The organism is Myroides sp. NP-2 (assembly GCF_014145665.1).
Classification (GTDB): Bacteria; Bacteroidota; Bacteroidia; order Flavobacteriales; family Flavobacteriaceae; genus Flavobacterium.
Genome location: NZ_JACHTD010000006.1, coordinates 144,208 through 162,603, shown reverse-complemented (window position 1 = coordinate 162,603; position 18,396 = coordinate 144,208). Strand labels below are relative to the sequence as shown.

14 protein-coding genes and 1 tRNA gene are annotated in these 18,396 nt (G+C 37.5%); 10 read left to right on the top strand and 5 right to left on the bottom strand.

Annotation, left to right across the window (positions count from 1 at the left end):
• Nucleotides 1-19: 19 nt before the first annotated feature.
• From H4K35_RS08005 to miaB, 3 genes are read right to left on the bottom strand one after another with little or no spacing between them, the layout of a single operon-like run.
• A complete protein-coding gene (locus tag H4K35_RS08005) occupies nucleotides 20-526 on the bottom strand; it encodes an LptE family protein (protein ID WP_182626843.1) in 507 nt (168 codons plus the stop codon).
• Nucleotides 527-1,819 (bottom strand): sigma-54-dependent Fis family transcriptional regulator, encoded by a 1,293-nt coding sequence (locus H4K35_RS08000; protein ID WP_182626842.1) that lies wholly within the window; start codon nucleotides 1,817-1,819, stop codon nucleotides 527-529.
• 37 nt (nucleotides 1,820-1,856) lie between these two features.
• Nucleotides 1,857-3,305, bottom strand: coding sequence for a tRNA (N6-isopentenyl adenosine(37)-C2)-methylthiotransferase MiaB (gene miaB / locus H4K35_RS07995; protein WP_182626841.1), 1,449 nt, complete (start codon nucleotides 3,303-3,305; stop codon nucleotides 1,857-1,859).
• Nucleotides 3,306-3,811: 506 nt separating this feature from the next.
• On the opposite strand from miaB, the gene topA reads away from it, so the two are divergent.
• The 10 genes from topA (at nucleotide 3,812) to H4K35_RS07945 (ending at nucleotide 17,229) form a co-directional block, all read left to right on the top strand.
• Nucleotides 3,812-6,355 carry a type I DNA topoisomerase gene (gene topA / locus H4K35_RS07990; RefSeq protein WP_182626840.1) on the top strand — a complete coding sequence of 848 codons (2,544 nt, stop codon included), beginning with the start codon at nucleotides 3,812-3,814 and terminating at the stop codon, nucleotides 6,353-6,355.
• A gap of 13 nt (nucleotides 6,356-6,368) precedes the next feature.
• The gene (locus tag H4K35_RS07985; RefSeq protein ID WP_182626839.1) at nucleotides 6,369-7,517 is read left to right on the top strand and encodes a formimidoylglutamase; all 1,149 of its coding nucleotides are present in this window, start codon (nucleotides 6,369-6,371) and stop codon (nucleotides 7,515-7,517) included.
• A 128-nt stretch (nucleotides 7,518-7,645) separates the two neighbouring features.
• Entirely contained in the window at nucleotides 7,646-9,046 is a 1,401-nt protein-coding gene (gene gldK, locus H4K35_RS07980; protein WP_182626838.1) for a gliding motility lipoprotein GldK, read from the top strand.
• A 56-nt stretch (nucleotides 9,047-9,102) separates the two neighbouring features.
• Nucleotides 9,103-9,771 (top strand): gliding motility protein GldL, encoded by a 669-nt coding sequence (gldL, locus tag H4K35_RS07975; RefSeq protein WP_182626837.1) that lies wholly within the window; start codon nucleotides 9,103-9,105, stop codon nucleotides 9,769-9,771.
• A gap of 27 nt (nucleotides 9,772-9,798) precedes the next feature.
• Nucleotides 9,799-11,364, top strand: a complete 1,566-nt coding sequence (gene gldM, locus H4K35_RS07970) for a gliding motility protein GldM (RefSeq protein ID WP_182626836.1) — start codon at nucleotides 9,799-9,801, stop codon at nucleotides 11,362-11,364.
• A 36-nt stretch (nucleotides 11,365-11,400) separates the two neighbouring features.
• Nucleotides 11,401-12,288, top strand: a complete 888-nt coding sequence (gene gldN / locus H4K35_RS07965) for a gliding motility protein GldN (protein WP_182626835.1) — start codon at nucleotides 11,401-11,403, stop codon at nucleotides 12,286-12,288.
• A gap of 66 nt (nucleotides 12,289-12,354) precedes the next feature.
• Nucleotides 12,355-13,410 carry an FAD-binding oxidoreductase gene (locus tag H4K35_RS07960; RefSeq protein WP_182626834.1) on the top strand — a complete coding sequence of 352 codons (1,056 nt, stop codon included), beginning with the start codon at nucleotides 12,355-12,357 and terminating at the stop codon, nucleotides 13,408-13,410.
• Between the two features lie 5 nt (nucleotides 13,411-13,415).
• A complete protein-coding gene (locus H4K35_RS07955) occupies nucleotides 13,416-15,332 on the top strand; it encodes an ABC-F family ATP-binding cassette domain-containing protein (protein ID WP_182626833.1) in 1,917 nt (638 codons plus the stop codon).
• A 100-nt stretch (nucleotides 15,333-15,432) separates the two neighbouring features.
• Nucleotides 15,433-15,987 carry a hypothetical protein gene (locus tag H4K35_RS07950; RefSeq protein ID WP_182626832.1) on the top strand — a complete coding sequence of 185 codons (555 nt, stop codon included), beginning with the start codon at nucleotides 15,433-15,435 and terminating at the stop codon, nucleotides 15,985-15,987.
• A gap of 213 nt (nucleotides 15,988-16,200) precedes the next feature.
• The gene (locus tag H4K35_RS07945) at nucleotides 16,201-17,229 is read left to right on the top strand and encodes an SseB family protein (protein WP_182626831.1); all 1,029 of its coding nucleotides are present in this window, start codon (nucleotides 16,201-16,203) and stop codon (nucleotides 17,227-17,229) included.
• Nucleotides 17,230-17,291: 62 nt separating this feature from the next.
• Here the strand turns inward: H4K35_RS07945 and H4K35_RS07940 are convergent.
• Nucleotides 17,292-17,364, bottom strand: a tRNA-Met gene (locus H4K35_RS07940).
• Between the two features lie 147 nt (nucleotides 17,365-17,511).
• Nucleotides 17,512-17,703, bottom strand: a complete 192-nt coding sequence (locus H4K35_RS15905; RefSeq protein ID WP_220497668.1) for a transposase — start codon at nucleotides 17,701-17,703, stop codon at nucleotides 17,512-17,514.
• Nucleotides 17,704-18,396: the final 693 nt, after the last annotated feature.

The window sequence follows — 18,396 nt, the reverse complement described above, 5'->3', positions numbered from 1 at the left end:
GTTTTATTCTTTTATGTTTTTACCATTTCGCCAAAGACTCATTGAAGACATCTTGTGTAATGCGTTCGAAAATTTCGTCTAATGCTGTGTTTAATGTTCCTCCTACTAATTGTGCATTAGCTTCGTAATCATAGTAAAACGAGAATCGCTTTTCAAAATCGTCTTCCGGATTTTTCTTGTTTATAAATCTCACGTTTACTGCTATATACAAGCGGTTTTGTGCGGCTCTTTGATCAGCTGTCGCCGTCATTGGGCTGATTCTATAGTCGACAATTTCTCCTTCATAGACCAAGTCTGCATCGGAGTTTGTCAGGGTTAAACTAGTTTGACCTTGAATTAAATCCTGTAAAGCCAAGGTAAACGTACGTTCAATACCTGGCTCTACTAAAGGGGCATTGTTCTGGAAGTAATTGACTTGGAATGAATCGGCATCAATTTTTCCTGTACCAGTAAAGTTATAATATTTACAGCTTTGTAAAACTAAAGCTATAAAAAGAATTGCAAGAATAGGGCTAAACTTCTTCATTTATAAGTTGTATTGTTTGATCTTTCGATACAGTGTTCGTTCTGAAATTCCTAGTTCTTCGGCTGCGGCTTTTCGCTTTCCTTTGTTTCGATCAAGTGCTTTTCGAATTAATTCGACTTCTTGTTCCTCTAGGTTTAGAGGTTCGTCTTCTACCGTTTCTGCGATGAGGTATTCTTCGTCATCTTCGTCATCGTCAACTAAAGTAGGATGGAAAGTAGGATGATTGGATTGAACAGGGTGTATGTTTGTATTTTCCAATTGCAGAATATCCGTAGGATTTGTTGGATAGTCTACAGATTCAGTAGAGTTGTTGCCATAAATACGTTGAATCAAATGCTGATTGCTTTCTTGTACTTGACCTTTGTCTTGTTTTAAGAGCTCTAAGGTTAGTTTTTTCAGATCAGTAATGTCATTGCGCATGTCAAAGAGAATTTTATACAGAATTTCACGTTCTGTACTGAAATCACTTTCTGCTTTTTTGCTTTGTATAACAGAGGGCAGTTGTCTATCGTGATTGGGTAAATACGATTGTAAGATAGGGAGGGTAATCTCGCGATTTGTTTCCAAAACTGAAATTTCTTCTGCCACATTTCGCAACTGTCTAATGTTTCCGTCCCAGCGATAGCGAATTAAGAAGTTCGCAGCATTGGCATCGAGACGCACAGGGGGCATTTTGTATTTATGAGCAAAATCGGAAGCGAATTTTCGAAACAACAAGTGAATATCTTCACCTCTTTCTCGAAGAGGGGGAAGGGTTATTTCAATGGTACTCAAGCGGTAGTATAGATCTTCTCTAAACTTTCCTTTTTGAATGGCCTCCATCATATTGACATTGGTTGCGGCAATAATTCGGATGTCTGTTTTTTGAACTCGAGACGAACCTACTTTGATAAATTCGCCATTTTCTAAAATACGCAATAAGCGCACTTGTGTGGTTAGGGGTAATTCCCCGACTTCATCTAAGAAAATAGTTCCGCCATTGGCTTCCTCAAAATAGCCCTCACGGGTGCTAATTGCACCAGTAAAGGCGCCTTTTTCGTGCCCAAAGAGTTCACTGTCAATGGTTCCTTCTGGAATGGCCCCGCAGTTCACTGCAATGTATTTGCCGTGCTTGCGATGAGAAAGCGAATGGATGATTTTTGGAATACTTTCCTTTCCTACTCCACTTTCTCCTGTTACTAAAACTGATATATCCGTCGGAGCAACCTGAATTGCTTTTTGGATGGCACGGTTTAGTTTGGGATCATTTCCTATAATTTCAAATCGTTGTTTTATCGCTTGAACATTTTCCATGTAGTGAACTTTTTGATAGCGCTGTTTTTAAATGGGATTACCCTTGCATAGGTGAATAGCCAATAGCTTTACCTATAAGGGTTGCAGAAGTACAATCTTCGATAAATACTTCTACGAAATCTCCCACTTTATAATTTTCTTTCGGGAACACAACGGTTGTGTTTTGTGAATTTCTTCCGCTCCATTCTAAATCAGAACGCTTGGATGATTTTTCAATTAACACTTCAACTGTTTGTCCTACAAAACGTTGGGTACGTTCTAAACTGATTTTTCCTTGTAATGAGATAATTTCACTTAGACGACGTTTTTTTACTTCTTCTGGAATGTCGTCTTCTAGTTTACGAGCAGCAAGTGTACCTGGTCGTTCAGAATAGGCGAACATAAATCCAAAGTCATAACGCACGTGTTCCATCAAAGAAAGGGTGTCTTGGTGATCTTGTTCGGTTTCAGTTGGGAAACCTGTAATCATATCTTGAGAGAGTGAAATCTCTGGAATTAAGGCGTAGATTTTGTCCACTAGTTCGATGTATTCTTCACGGGTATGCTGGCGGTTCATCTCTTGTAAAATACGCGTACTTCCCGATTGAACTGGCAAGTGAATATATTTACAAATATTGTTGTGACGGGCAATTACCTCAATCACCTCCATGTGCATGTCCTGTGGATTTGACGTTGAGAAGCGGAATCTCATTTTCGGAAATTTCGTCGCGCATAAATCCAAAAGTTGAGCGAAGTCAACCGCTGTAGCTTTCTGAATTTCAGTGGCTTTGTCAAAATCTTTTTTCAATCCCCCTCCATACCAAAGGTAGCTGTCTACGTTTTGTCCTAATAAGGTAATTTCTTTAAATCCTCTTTCGTGTAAATCTTGAATTTCTGAAATAATACTGTGAGGTTCTCTACTGCGTTCTCGTCCTCTTGTAAATGGAACAACACAGAATGTACACATATTATCGCAACCTCTTGTGATTGAAACGAATGCAGTTACCCCGTTACTTTGTAAACGAACTGGTGAAATATCGCCATAGGTTTCGTCTTTGGATAAAATAACGTTGATGGCATCACGCCCTTCGTCTACTTCTTTTAGTAGGTTTGGTAAATCTTTGTAGGCATCGGGTCCGACAACCATATCTACAATTTTTTCTTCTTCTAAGAATTTGCTTTTTAATCGTTCAGCCATACAACCTAAAACCCCAACTTTCATTCCTGGGTTTTTTCTTTTAATGCGGTTGTATTGATCTAAGCGTTTGCGTACGGTTTGTTCGGCTTTGTCGCGAATAGAACAAGTGTTTACTAAAACTAAATCAGCTTCTTCTAAGTTATTGGTTGTATTATATCCAGCGTCAGATAAAATGGAGGCAACAATCTCACTGTCAGAAAAGTTCATTTGACAACCATAGCTTTCTATAAAAAGCTTTTTGGTGTTGTCTTTATTTTGTTCTAGCTGTAAGCTTGTTCCTTGTTTATTTTCGTCAATTACCTTTTCCATATGATTATTTAAAAGGGAGTTTTATTTTAGTTTACAAAGATAGTTTAAATTTATTTGCTGACAAGTTGACAGCTTTATATTTAATAGTATTTTGAGAATTGGACAAGGAAGGTTTTAGAACAGAATAAAGAGGAAGGGATAAGGGGAGTCAAGGGCTGGGAGATAGTGAAAATTACTTGTTCATCCTTTAAGGGTTCCTGTAAATGGATTGATGTAAAAGAGGTGCTTGTATGACTGTAATTCGTGTGGAATCGGATGTAAAAAGAGGGAATGCGCTAATTTAGCGGGGTTATTAGGTATAAATTACTTTTGTTTTTTTACTTTTGAACAATTTCTGTATGCATGCATTGATTAGGTACAAAAGAGGATTTTTTGGTAATCAACGTTAAAAAAGTATATATTTTTTAAATCATCGGGAAGGATTTTAAGAGAAAGTGTGAATAATATCGGTTGAAGTGGAAATATTAAGAAAAAACACATATTTTTGCTTCACAAAATAATGAAGTATGGCAAAGAATTTAGTGATCGTGGAGTCGCCTGCTAAGGCAAAAACAATAGAGAAATTTTTAGGAAAGGACTATCAAGTAGAATCTAGTTATGGGCATATAGCGGATTTGCCTTCAAAGGAGATAGGAGTAGATGTAGATGATAATTTTAAACCCAAGTACGAGGTTTCAAGTGATAAAAAAGCAGTCGTAAAAAAATTAAAGGACCTTTCTAAAACAGCAGAAGTTGTTTGGTTAGCTTCCGATGAGGACCGCGAAGGAGAAGCTATTGCTTGGCATTTGGCGGAAGAATTAAAATTAGATCAAAATAAAACGAAGCGCATTGTTTTTCACGAGATTACTAAATCAGCAATATTAAAAGCGATTGAAAACCCAAGAGGTATTAATTATAATTTAGTAAACGCCCAACAAGCTAGACGTGTTCTAGATCGTTTGGTAGGATATGAACTATCTCCTGTATTGTGGAAGAAAGTAAAAGGGGGATTGTCTGCAGGACGTGTGCAGTCGGTGGCTGTTCGACTGATTGTAGAAAGAGAAAAAGAAATCAACGAATTCAAAGTAGAATCTTCCTATGTTATAACAGCAGAGTTTAAAACTGCTGAGGGAAAAGTTGTCAAAGCGCGTTTGTCGAAAAACTTTACAAGTGAGCAAGAGGCAAAAGATTTTTTAAACCTTAATATAGGAGCGGATTACGCGATTAAGGATTTAGAAACAAAACCCGCAAAGAAATCGCCAGCGGCACCGTTTACAACGTCAACGTTGCAACAGGAAGCGGCGCGTAAGTTATATTATTCCGTTGGACAAACGATGATGTTAGCACAGCGTTTGTATGAGGAAGGATTTATTACCTATATGAGAACGGATAGTGTAAACTTATCCGAAGAAGCTACCAAAGCAGCTGCTGCTGAGATTGCAAAATCATATGGTTCCGCTTATGTACAATCGAGAAGTTATGTAACGAAAAGCAAAGGGGCTCAAGAAGCGCACGAGGCCATTCGACCTACGAATATGGCTTTGCACTCAGTGCCTTTGGACCGCGACCAAGCGCGTCTATATGATTTGATCTGGAAGCGTACATTGGCCTCTCAGATGAGTGATGCTAAATTAGAGCGTACAAATGTGAAAATTGGCGCAAATAAATACAGTGATTTATTCGTTGCCACAGGAGAAGTACTATTGTTCGATGGTTTTTTGAAAGTCTATTTAGAAGGACACGATGACGAAGAAGAGGAAGTAGAAGGAATTTTACCACACTTGAAAGTTGGAGAGTCTCTTTTGTCTAATTCGATGGTAGCAACACAGCGCTTTAGCAAGCCAGCAGCGCGCTATACAGAAGCTTCTTTAGTAAAGAAGTTAGAGGAGTTGGGAATCGGGCGTCCTTCAACCTATGCACCGACCATCTCGACGATTATTGCGCGTAACTATGTGGAAAAAGGAACCACAGAAGGAAAAGAACGCCCCTATAAAGTGATGACGCTAGCTCAAGCTACTGTTACCGAAAAGGTACTTGTTGAAAAAACAGGATCAGATAAAGGGAAAATGATTCCTACGGATATTGGAATTATCGTAAACGACTTCTTAGTAAAGAATTTCAAAACTATTTTAGATTATAATTTCACGGCAAAAGTGGAGGAAGACTTTGATGCGATTGCTGCTGGAGAAGAGGATTGGGCAAAGATGATGCGTGAGTTTTACGATCACTTTCACCCCACTGTAAAAGATGTAGAGGAAAATGCAGAGCGTGAATCAGGCGAGCGAATCTTGGGAACAGATCCAGCTTCAGGTAAACCTGTATTGGTTCGCCTTGGTAAATTTGGACCTATGGCGCAGATCGGTGACGCAGAGGATGAAAATAAACAATTTGCAAGTTTAGCACCGGATCAAAATATTGGTACCATCTCTTTGGAAGAAGCACTAAAACTCTTCTTATTGCCTAAACTGTTAGGAGAGTACAATGGAGAAGAGGTTGAAGTGAACAACGGCCGTTTTGGACCTTATGTACGCGTGGGTAAAACGTTTATTTCCCTGCCAAAAGGCGTTGAGCCGTTAGATGTATCTTTTGAAACGGCTTTAGAATATATTAAAGAGAAGGAAGAAGCAGATCGACCAATTGCTACGTATAAAGATTTGCCTGTTCAAAAAGGAGTGGGACGATTTGGTCCCTATCTGAAGTGGAATGGTATTTTTATCAATGTCAACAAAAAGTATGATTTTGACAATCTTTCGAATCAAGATGTAATCGAATTAATTGAAGATAAAATTCAAAAAGAAAAAGATAAGGTCATTCACGATTGGACTGAAGAGGGCATTCGCGTTGAAAAGGCAAGATGGGGAAGATCTGTTATCTTAAAAGGGAAGGTTAAGATTGAGCTTTCTAAAGATGTTGATGCACAAGCATTGACTTTAGAAGAAGTGAAAGCGATGATCGAGGCAAAAACGCCTGCTAAAAAGACAAAAGCAGCAGCGAAAACCACGGCAAAAAAGCCTGCAACTAAAACGGCTGCCAAAAAGCCTGCAGCTAAAAAAACGACAACAAAGAAATAATTGAATAGCAGTTATGTTAGAACTTTTACGTCCAGTTAGTGTCGAGTTTAGGAATTATATAGATGGATTGCCCAGCCAGAGCTTGGGTAAGAAGGTTCATTTTCACTCCGGTGGAGATTTCGATAAGTATGATCAATATAAGATTGCGCTTATAGGAGTTACCGATAACAGGGGATTAGCCTCTGGGGTTGATACGGTTGATTTACTAAAGGTTCGAAAATCATTCTATACGCTATTTCCTGGGAATTGGCATCTTCGAATTGTGGATTTAGGAGATATAGCACCTGGAGAATCTGTTGAGGATACATATTTTTTGTTGGGAAAGGTTATTGCAGATTTAGTTAAAAATGGCACGATTCCCATTGTAATAGGGGGAAGCCAAGACTTAACCTATGCTTTATACCGTGGCTATGACAAATTGGAACAGATGGTCAACTTGGTTTGTATTGATCACAAATTAGATGTTGCCAAGGATGGAAGTCATGCAGCAGAAAGTTTTCTGTCGCGAATTATTTTAGAAGAACCGAATAATTTATTCAATTTTTCAAATTTAGGCTACCAAACCTACTATAATTCTCAAGAAGAGATCGATTTAATTGAAAGTTTATACTTTGAAGCATACAGAGTTGGTGAAATTATTAATAATATTGCACTGGCAGAACCCGTTTTGCGGGATGCAGATATTGTAAGTATAGATATAAATGCTGTAAAGTCCAGTGATTCTGGTAATTTTGAGACTTATAATCCCAATGGATTTGATGGACGAGAAATATGTTCTTTGGCGCGTTACAGCGGTTTAAGTGACAAGGTTAGCACTTTTGGTGTGTTTAATTACAATAATCAAGTAAGTGAAACGTTGTTATTAGGACAACTGATGTGGTATTTTATAGAGGGTGTTAATTATCGCTATAACGAATATCCGTTTGCTTGTAAAGATAACTACATCAAATACATAGTGCCGTTTGACGACTATGAGAATTTAGTGTTCTACAAGAGCGATATTTCAGGCAGGTGGTGGATCGAGGTGACTATTGGTGGGGGTGTTAACGAAAAGTTAACAAAGAAAACATTGTTGCCATGTAGTTATCAGGATTACGAAAATGCTATTGCTCAACAACTGCCTGATCGGTGGTGGAGAGCATTTAAAAAGAGTTTAGTTTAGCTTAAAAAAATTTAACATTTCCATATGTTAAATATAAACTAAATTTTTTTTAGCTTTGTTTTTGAAAATTAAAAATAATTGAATACGTTTACATTTTTAAGAAGTATATAAGAAAACCTAAATAATATATGAAGAAGATCATTACGTTAGGAGCAGTTTTAGCTTTGGTATGCAGCTGTGGTACTGGAGATCGAGGTGAGTTGTTAGGAGGAATTGAAGGGAAGAGATGGTCAACGACGAAGCCTCATGGTATGTCTTTAGTTCCTGGAGGGACTTTCACAATGGGACAATCAAACGAAGATTTCCTTGGTGCACAGGATGCTCCAACAAAAACGGTAACGGTTGGTTCGTTCTATATGGACGAGACGGCAGTTACAAACAACCAGTATAGAAAATTTGTTGAGTGGGTAAAGGATTCGGTTATCCGAACTCGTTTAGCTATTGCAGCTGATGATATGGGGTTAACTCCCGATGGTGGTGGTATTGGTGCATATGCGTTTTTAGATAATGAAGAAAATCTAGATCGTATGACGCCGTATCAGCGATACATGTATGAAAACTACTACAGCATGGACACGAGTGATGATATGTATGCTGGAAGAAGATTAAACAAAAAAGTAAATTTACCTGCTACAGCTGATCGTTATCCAGATGAGTACTATGTAGAAGTTATGGACTCTTTGTATATTCCTGCTTCAGAAACGTACAATGGGTTAGGTATGTTTGATGCATCTAAACTTAAATTCAAGTATACGTATGTGGATTTAGAAGGAGCTATGAAGGACAAAGGAACGGATCCTCGCGGGAAACGCAACAGACATCTAAAAACGGAAACTTTATTAATTTATCCAGATACAACGCGTTGGATTAAAGAATTCCAATATTCGTACAACGAGCCAATGCACAACGATTACTTCTGGCATGAAGCTTTTGGAGAGTATCCAGTGGTAGGAGTAAACTGGCACCAAGCGCGTGCATTTGCAGCGTGGAGAACGCTTTATAAAAATACATTTTTGCGTTCTAAGCGTTTACCTTCAGAAGTACACGAGTACAGATTGCCAATGGAAAGCGAATGGGAATTTGCAGCTAGAGGTGGTTTAGAAGGAGCTATGTACCCATGGGGTGGACCTTATACTACAGACGAAAAAGGATGTTTTATGGCGAACTTTAAACCAAGTCGTTTTGATTATGCTGCGGATGGAGCTACTTATACAGCAGAAGCACGTGCTTATCCACCAAATGGATATAATCTATATAATATGTCTGGAAACGTGGCAGAATGGACAAGTTCTCCTTACGATTCTTCATCTTATGACTTTATGTCAAGCTTAAAACCAAAAAACAGAACATCTGATACACCGTTAAAAGTAATCAGAGGAGGATCTTGGAGAGACCCTGCTTATATGTTACAAGTTGCAACCCGTGATTCTGAATACGCTGACTCAGCTAGATCTTATATCGGATTTAGATTAGTACAATCAGTTTCTGGATCGATGTCGAGAAGCAACGCCGCTAAAATGGCACGATAATTTTGAACCAAAACAATTATAGATTATAGACAAACAATTAAAACAATTAAAAAATTATGGCAATACCTAAAAAAGTAATGAACTTCTGTTATGGAATGGGGGCTTCAGTTGTAATTATCGGTGCATTATTTAAAATTACGCACATGGAGTTAGGACCAATTAATGGAAATAATATGCTAACTTTAGGATTGGTTGTGGAAGCTCTTATTTTTGCGATATCTGCTTTTGAACCAGTTGATGACGAGTTAGACTGGTCTAAAGTTTATCCTGAATTAAAAGGAGGAGAACCAACACAAGTTAGAGGTGGTGGTAGTGCTGTAGGATTTGTAGGCGGAGGAACAGAAGAGCAAGGAATGTTATCTAAGAAATTAGATGATTTACTTAAAGAGGCAAAAATTGATGGTGAATTAATGAGTAGCTTGAACAGAAGTATCAGAAACTTTGAAGCGGCATCAAAAGAAATTGCTCCAACAGTAGACTCAGTTGCTTCTACAAGAAAATACGCTGAAGAAATGTCATTGGCTGCTGCACAATTAGAATCTTTAAACTCTATGTATAAAGTTCAATTAGAAAGTGCAACACGCAATGCTGAGATCAATAAAGAAGTTGCTGAAAATAACATCAAATTAAAAGAGCAAATGTCTGCTTTAACGAGCAACTTATCTTCTTTAAACACAGTTTATGGAGGAATGCTTTCTGCAATGGGAAACCGCAGTGCTAATTAATTTATAATCCAGATAAAGTTATAAATAATGGCAGGAGGAGCAAAATTGACGCCTAGGCAAAGGATGATTAACCTTATGTATCTTGTGTTCATCGCGATGATGGCACTTCAGATGTCAAAGGAGGTTTTATCAGCTTTTGGTATGGTAAACGACAAATTTGAATCGGCGAATGAATCGGCGGTTGGTAATAATGAAGCTTTATTAGGAGGTCTTGAAGCTAAATCAGCGGATGATCCAACTCGTTTCGGCGAGCCTTATAAAAAAGCGAAGCAAGTAGCGGCTGTTACAAAAGAGTTTTACGACTATGTAGCGGGTGTAAAGAAACAAATCACAGACCCTTTAGAGGCACAACGTGTTGATGGTAAATTACCAGCAGAGCGTATGGAAAAAGGAGATGTGATTGATCAAGCTTGGTTTAACGGTGATAAATACTCTGCAGAAGGGGAAGCATTCATCGGAGCAATTGAAAAATACAAAAGCGATATTTTAGGAATAGTTGGGGAAGACGTTAAGTTTCAACCAATTGTTGTAGATTTACAAAAGCGTTTTGATATTTCAGATGTAAAAGATGCAGAAGGTATTGTAAAACCGTATTTGAATTACAATTTTCAAGGGTTTCCAGCTATTGCTTCTTTGACGAAGTTATCAGCAATGCAAAATGACGCCATGATTCTTGAACACGATATTTACAATAGCTTATTAGGAAACACGTTGAGTCAAGCGGCTTCAATGCGTAACTATGCTGCCATTGTGATTCCTGAAAAATCTGCTTTCTTTGCTGGAGAGCAATTCAAAGGAAAAGTGGTTTTAGGACGTTATGACAAATCTACAGTTCCTACAGAAGTTGTGGTAAATGGACAAAAAGTGGATTTATCAAACGCTTTAGAGGACGGACAAGTGAAGTTGAGTTTCGGTACAGGTAACGTTGGAGAACATGATGTAAAAGGTAAATTTACATTTATGGAAGACGGAAAACCTGTTGAAATCGATATCAAAGGAAACTATGTTGTTGTTCCTAAACCGAATTCTGCGAATATCTCTGCTGATAAAATGAACGTAGTTTACCGCGGAGTGGCCAACCCAATGACAATTTCATTTGCGGGTATCTCTGATGATAAAGTAGTAGCTAACGCTCCTGGTTTATCAAAAGGAGGAAAAGCTGGACAGTATACTATGCGTCCACAAGCAGGTAGAGAGGTTACAATTAATGTATCTGGAAAACTACCTGACGGATCAACGGTAAGCGATAAAAAAGTATTTAGAATTAAGGATATTCCTGCACCTCGTGGTACAGTTCGCGGTGAATACGCTGCGAAAGGTCCTAAGTCTAACTTAGAGATCGTTACAATTGGTGCAAAATTAGAAGATTTTGATTTTGAATTAGGTCTAACAGTGACAGGATTTGTATTGCAAGTTCCTGGACAACCTTCAGTTGTTGTTCAAGGAAATAGAATGAATGACAGAGCGAAAGCTGCGATTTCAAAAGCAAGACTAGGAGATGTAGTTGTTATTTCTGATATCAAGGTACGTTTAGACGGTGCGGGTGATTATGCACTGAAGAAAACAGCGCCTTGTACATTCGAAATCATGTAATTTCGAAATAAATAAAAGAAGAAAACTTTGAATAATATGAACTGGAAAAAAATTTCACTATTTGTAGCATTTTCGATATTCTCATTGCAATCATTTGCACAAAGCAACTTGTTAAACGCCAAGTCTGCTGAGGAAATTGGAATGAAAAGTATTCAAGAAATATACGTACAAAGCGAAGGACCAATTCCATACGGGTATGTAGCAGATAAGGACATCCTATTTGGTATAAAAGTATGGGAAAACATTTCTCTAGAAGAGAAAGCTAATGAGTCTTATTACTATCCAATCGAAGAGGTTGTGGGCGATGGAAGAAAATCTATGTTCCAAGCTATAATTGATGGTATTAAGTCTGGAGCTATCACAGAAGTATATGATGATAGTGACTTTAAAAGAAAAAGAACGTTAAAGGAACTTGAAACATCTTTCGTTAAAATTGATACTACAGATGCTGGTATTGAATACTATAATGCTGGTGAAAGAATTCCAGAAGAATATATTCAACGTGTAGAGTTACGTCCATCTGATGTAAAATCGTATCACGTCATGGGAATGTGGTATTTTGACCGCAATGAAGGTCAATTGAAATACCGCCTTTTAGGTATCGCACCAGTAGTAGTCGATTTGTACACCAAAGGTGCAGAGGTTGAAAACGCTGTTGAGCTTTTCTGGATTTTCTTCCCGAATGCTAGAACGACACTGTTTGAAGCGAAAGTGTTCAACTCTAAAAACCCAATGAATCCAATGAACTTTGATCATTTGTTAAATGCTAGACGCTTTAGCTCTACGATTTATAAAGCAGATAATCAGTACGGGGATTCACGTATTAACGATTATATCAAAGGTGGAGAGTTAAGTCAATTATTTGAAGGCGAACGCATCAAAGAATTGATCAGAAACCTTGAAGATGATTTATGGAATTACTAATTTTGTAATTACTAATTTATAAAGCTCTTCTCTAAATTAGATAAGAGCTTTTTTATTATTTAACCTATGGTGGATTATATTGTTGTTGGAACAGGATTAGCAGGAATCGCTTTTACTGAGAAATTGGCTCAAGAAGGTAAAACCTTTATTGTGATTGATGCGGAAGAACGATCCTCTTCTTTAGTGGCTGGAGGAATGTACAATCCCGTTGTTTTAAAGCGATTTACGGACGTTTGGAAAGTCAACGAACAATTGGCCTTAGCGGATGTTTTTTATCCCGCATTGGAAGCCAAATTGCAAATTAAGTGTTGGTATCCAATGGATTTGTACCGTCGATTGGCTTCAGTTGAGGAACAAAACAATTGGTTTCAAGCAGCTGATCGTCCTAATTTAAGTGCTTTTTTATCCCCAGAAATTGAAAAGAAAAAGATAGATGGAGTAGATTTGTCATTCGGTTTAGGGAAAGTAAACGCAACAGGTTACTTGGAAACGGATGATTTAATTCCGGCTTATCGTCAATATTTGTCGCAAATCGGTTGTTATAAAAAGGAAAGCTTTGACTATGATGCGCTAGTGTATACTGCAGAAGACGTTTCTTATAAAGGGATTCACGCGCGTAACATTGTGTTCGCAGAGGGATTTGGTATGTTACAGAATCCTTTTTTCAATACGCTTCCTTTAGATGGTACAAAAGGCGAATTGATGATTGTGAAAATTCCGAATCTCAACTGTGATTTTATGCTAAAAGCAGGCGTGTTTTTAATTCCGATTGGTAATGATCACTATAAATTAGGAGCTACATATAATTGGGAAGATAAAACTGATGTGCCTACAGCAGCTGGAGCTGCAGAACTTTTGGATGGTCTGCGCAGTTTCATAGACTTGGATTTTGAAGTGATCGAACACCTAGCTGGTGTTCGTCCAACGGTAAAGGACAGACGTCCATTGTTGGGGAGAAGTTTGGAATCTAATCGTATTTATGTATTAAATGGCCTTGGTACACGCGGTGTTTTACTCGCCCCTTACTTGGCTGAACAGTTGTATAATTATATTGAAAATAATATAGCGTTGGATGAAAATATATCCATTCACCGCTACAAAAAGTTTAAATTAAAGAAGTAATATTTATGTTGAATATACATAATTTGTCTGTTTCGTTTTCAGGCGAATATTTATTTGAAAACGTTACATTCAGAATTGGTGCTGGTGATCGCGTTGGGTTAGTAGGAAAGAATGGCGCTGGAAAATCAACAATGCTGAAACTTTTGTCTAGAGATATGGAACCAGATACGGGGAGTATCGCTATGGAAAAAGAGCTAAAAATCGGGTTCTTACGTCAGGATATTGACTTCATTCCTGGTAGAACGGTTTTAGAAGAGGCTTACCAAGCTTTTGAAGAGATTAAAATAGTAGAAGCTACTTTAGATAAAGTAAATAAAGAGTTAGCCGAACGTACTGATTACGAATCGGAATCCTATTCCGAATTGATTGAGAAATTAAGTGATTTAACCCACCGTTTTGAAATCATTGGCGGATATAACTACGTGGGAAATACGGAGCGTATTTTGCAAGGATTGGGGTTTAAACGAGAGGATTTCGAAAATCTAACGGATACTTTCTCTGGGGGATGGCGTATGCGCATCGAATTAGCAAAATTATTACTACAAGACAATGATGTGCTTTTACTGGATGAGCCAACCAACCACTTGGATATTGAGAGTATAATTTGGTTGGAACAGTTTTTAAGAAGCTATCCTGGAGCTGTAGTTATTATTTCCCACGATAAAATGTTCCTAGATAATGTAACGAATCGCACCATTGAAATTTCATTAGGAAAGATATACGATTTCGACAAGCCTTATTCTGAATATTTAATTCTACGCGAAGAATTGCGCGAAATGCAATTGGCGGCGCAAAAAAATCAAGCGAAGAAAATTGAAGAAACAGAGAAGTTGATTGAGCGTTTCCGCTATAAAGCAACCAAAGCGTCTATGGCGCAATCGCTGATCAAAAAATTGGATAAAGTAGAGCGTATTGAGGTCGATGAAGACGACAATGCAGTTATGAACATATCGTTTCCGGTGAGTATCGACCCAGGTAAGGTAGTATTGGAAATGGAAGGTGTTACCAAGCGCTTTGGCGATAAGGTTATTTTTAAAGACGTCAATTTTTTAATAGAACGCGGCAGTAAAATTGCCTTTGTCGGACAAAATGGTCAAGGAAAATCAACGTTGATCAAAGCAGTGATGAATGAATTTGACTATGAAGGCTCGATCAAATTAGGACATAACGTACAAATCGGGTATTTCGCACAGAATCAAGCGGATTATTTGGATGGAGAAAAAACACTTTTAGATACGATGTTAGACGCTGCAACCGATGGGAATCGCGTAAAAGTGCGCGATATGCTTGGTGCTTTCTTATTTAGAGGAGATGATGTTGAAAAGAAAGTAAAAGTGCTATCTGGAGGCGAGCGAAATCGCTTGGCTCTGTGTCGTATGCTTCTTTCGCCTATTAATGTATTACTAATGGATGAGCCGACCAACCACTTGGATATTAAATCGAAGAATGTGTTGAAACAGGCCTTGCTGAATTTTAAAGGAACCTTGATTTTAGTGTCGCATGACCGTGATTTCCTACAAGGATTGACCAATCTTGTCTACGAGTTCAAAGATCAAAAAATCAAAGAATACCTTGGAGATATTAATTATTTCTTGGAAGAACGCAAAGCGCAAAACATGCGTGAAATTGAAAAGAAAAGCGATAAACAAGAACCTCAAGTGGTAAAAGTGGCAGAGAAAAAAGCGGAGGCTTTATCATATGAGGATCAAAAAAAGCAGAAAACACTGCAAAATCGATTGAGTAAAATTGAAAGTGAGATCAGTGAGTTGGAAAAGAAAATCGCCAAAGACGATGAGCGTTTAGCAGTAGATTATGAGAAACTCATGCAAGATGAAGCTTTTTTTAGCGCATATGAGAAGAATAAAAAGAAAGTAGAGGCATTGATGCAGGAATGGGAAGATGTTGCTGCAGAGCTAATGTAAAGGAGAATATAGAAAAGGTTTGTGCAATTCGCTCAAACCTTTTTTTATGTTCTGTGTTTTTTAGGTGTTTTTTGTTTATTTTTAAGAGAAAATAAAGATTATGAAACGCATTTTTTACCTTATTTGTCTAAGTACACTAGGACTATGGAGCAGCGCTACTGTTGCGCAATCTAAAGAAAAACTCAACCCTTCCGCTGTTGCGACAGCTACGTTTAATCTAGCCGATTTGAATCAACACAATTATTCTTATGTAATAGAGATTCAGAATCAAGTTTATTCAGGTTATAGTAGCTTAGGATTGAATCCTAAAATGATCAAAGATATTACGCTGGAAAAAGGAGCTTTTGCAATGGATGGATTTACCTACGATCGCAAAATTAAAATGGAAACCAAGGATGCTAAACAACTGCAATTACTCACCTTACAAGAATGGTCGAAAGATGCTGGATTAGTGGATAGTCATGTTGTTTTTTTGCTCAATCAAACCGTATTGAATGTTAAGCCTGAATATGTATTGATAGACAAAAATTTTATCTTAGATTCTGAAGTTGTTGTTTTGGATCAATTGGGCTTTGAAAAACCAGTTACAGTCGTTAAACTGCGTACCAAAACCAAAGAAAATTTTAAATCAGGAGCGAAGATCAGTAGCAGATAATTAATACGATGGTGCTTATAGCTGCATTTAGCATATTGGACTTGGTGATCTTTTAATCCTATATCCGTTTTTTTAGTTCTAATGTATTGTTAAGTGTTTGGAAGGACGCTTGGCTTTGTCGTATCTTTAATAGTTGTCGAATGAAAAAAGATAGACCTAAATACAGAAAGCAAGCCAGCTTTGGTATAGGGGGTATTAATTAAGTGTGTAGAAATGAAACTATTAGATCTTTTTAAAAAGAAAAAAGAAAATAAATCAACCTTCCCAGAAAACGAGTTAGAGCGCTATTTAATGGAAGCATCTTCCAATGTTGATGCTCAAAAGTATTTTTATCAAAAGTTAATCTGGAACCAATTGATTGTGTTGACTCCTGATTATTTAGAAGTAGCCGAAGGAGAACAAATCGTAGAAGAAAACAGCAAATTGAAATTGGTCTCTTTTGAGGGAGGTAAAATTCCTGTTTTTACTTCGTTGAACCGCATATTTGATCAAGAGATCATCAAGGAAAAAGTATCCTATATTAGTTTAAAAGGACAAGATTTATTCGCTATGACCAAAGGGGCATCGTTTATTTTGAATCCTTATTCCCCTTATGGGAAAGACCTGGTTCCTGAGGAGATCGAACAGCTGATGAATGGGACAATTTACGATCGCATTGATGCGGATGAGGCTGAGCGAATTCGAACGGAGAAATTCTCGAATCTTTACAATTTAGCTTGTGACAAACAAGAAGGACTAATTCTATTAGGCGGATACCGCATGGAGGTATTGGATCCTGCAGATCAAAAGAAGTTGGAGGAGTCAGTGGATTACTTTCAGCAGTGTTTGCTTTTAATTGAAGACCATTGGCCGAGTATGGTATTGATGGCTAAAGCCCTGCAGCGTTTAGGACGTCATGAAGAGGCTCTCGTTCTATTGGAACAAGCGTTTGCAATTAACCAAGAAAACCACTCCATTCCGATGGAAGCTGCTTTAGAAGCCGTTCACTTACGCGATTTGGAAAAAGCGCTGTACTATTCAGCAGCATCCATGAAGCGAAAACCTGATGATTTTGCTTTGATGGGTAATCATGCCATGAATTTGGTTTTGGCAGAACGCGATCATGAAGCGTTGGCTTTAATTGAGGAAGCATTGGTATTAGAACCTCAAGATGAAGTCAATGAAAACGTAAAAAGCTTAATTTTAGAAGTTATGGCGGGTGATCGTGCACGCCCAACGATAGAAGAGACTATAGGTAGTTAAAATGCTTAACTCTTAAGTACAAAAAAAAGACTTAATCAAATGATTAAGTCTTTTTGGCTTTGTAGCGGGAACAGGACTCGAACCTGTGACCTTCGGGTTATGAGCCCGACGAGCTGCCTACTGCTCTATCCCGCGCTATTGTGGTGCAAATATACAAACTAATTATGATACAAAACAAATAAAAAGGAATAAAATATAATTTATATACCTATTATAGGGGTATTGGTCTGATTTTTAGTTGTTTGTTTTTTGATGTAATTGCTTTTTTTATTATTTCATGTTCTAATTCAACAGCTGCTCACTTTTTTCTATCTCTTTTATTCTTTCTTGTTCTGGTGTAAGCTTTTGTTTGCCATTGCCTGGAAAACTACCATCTCCAAATTCTTGAGCTTCTTTAGAGCATTTATACAATAAAGTGGCTCGAATTCCAAGTTTTCGAGCTAATTCTGATTTGCTTGTTCTTTCTTTAGCCAGTTCAACGGCTTGCTTCTTAAAAGCAGTATTGTAGGTCTTTTTAATTATTTTCTTAGTTCAAGGATAAGTTTTTATGCTTAACTCTTTGTCCAGACTAAGTTAGCAAGTCCACTAATCGCATTTTCAACAAGGTTGTTTTTTTACCTTGGTCGAATACTATTCTTTCACCTCCTCCTTCGCTTTTTCTTTCATTTGTAAGAGGAATTGACGGATGTCATTTGGACTATAAGGCTAAAAATACCTTTATCAAAATTTCTTCAATTGGCTTCTGTTTGGTCCATGTTTTATAGCAATGGATACTTTTGAGCTTGGATTTAGGTGCTAATTAATTGGTAATCATTTATATATATTTAAAATAGCGCATCTTCAAAACACTTCTTTAACAAAATATTATGCGTAGAATCCCCCTATTTTTTCAAGATTTTACCCAATTGCTTTTTTGTAAAAAAATTTGTTTTTAGGTTTGAGTCATGTAATTCATAAGGTTAAGGGCATACACGAAGTGCTATCTATCAATTCAATGAGAGAGAAGCACAAAAGTATTGAACCTTCAATACGAGTAGCTCGAACGGTAGTGGCATTCGGTGTGAGGCATCTATCAATTATGAAAATTAAACTTACCAAGGAACTGGCTAAGTGCTTAATCAAGAGTTAGGACGAGCAAAAACAGCGCTAAATTACCATGCTCTATTT

What these genes read in the sequence shown, in the direction of transcription:
- H4K35_RS07985 (WP_182626839.1), top strand. Translation starts at nt 6,369, where the DNA reads ATGTTAGAACTTTTACGTCCAGTTAGTGTCGAGTTTAGGAATTATATA.
- gldL (WP_182626837.1), top strand. Translation starts at nt 9,103, where the DNA reads ATGGCAATACCTAAAAAAGTAATGAACTTCTGTTATGGAATGGGGGCT.
- H4K35_RS07955 (WP_182626833.1), top strand. Translation starts at nt 13,416, where the DNA reads ATGTTGAATATACATAATTTGTCTGTTTCGTTTTCAGGCGAATATTTA.
- miaB (WP_182626841.1), bottom strand. Translation starts at nt 3,305, where the DNA reads ATGGAAAAGGTAATTGACGAAAATAAACAAGGAACAAGCTTACAGCTA.
- gldN (WP_182626835.1), top strand. Translation starts at nt 11,401, where the DNA reads ATGAACTGGAAAAAAATTTCACTATTTGTAGCATTTTCGATATTCTCA.
- H4K35_RS08000 (WP_182626842.1), bottom strand. Translation starts at nt 1,819, where the DNA reads ATGGAAAATGTTCAAGCGATAAAACAACGATTTGAAATTATAGGAAAT.
- H4K35_RS07960 (WP_182626834.1), top strand. Translation starts at nt 12,355, where the DNA reads ATGGTGGATTATATTGTTGTTGGAACAGGATTAGCAGGAATCGCTTTT.
- H4K35_RS07950 (WP_182626832.1), top strand. Translation starts at nt 15,433, where the DNA reads ATGAAACGCATTTTTTACCTTATTTGTCTAAGTACACTAGGACTATGG.
- topA (WP_182626840.1), top strand. Translation starts at nt 3,812, where the DNA reads ATGGCAAAGAATTTAGTGATCGTGGAGTCGCCTGCTAAGGCAAAAACA.
- gldM (WP_182626836.1), top strand. Translation starts at nt 9,799, where the DNA reads ATGGCAGGAGGAGCAAAATTGACGCCTAGGCAAAGGATGATTAACCTT.
- gldK (WP_182626838.1), top strand. Translation starts at nt 7,646, where the DNA reads ATGAAGAAGATCATTACGTTAGGAGCAGTTTTAGCTTTGGTATGCAGC.
- H4K35_RS08005 (WP_182626843.1), bottom strand. Translation starts at nt 526, where the DNA reads ATGAAGAAGTTTAGCCCTATTCTTGCAATTCTTTTTATAGCTTTAGTT.
- H4K35_RS07945 (WP_182626831.1), top strand. Translation starts at nt 16,201, where the DNA reads ATGAAACTATTAGATCTTTTTAAAAAGAAAAAAGAAAATAAATCAACC.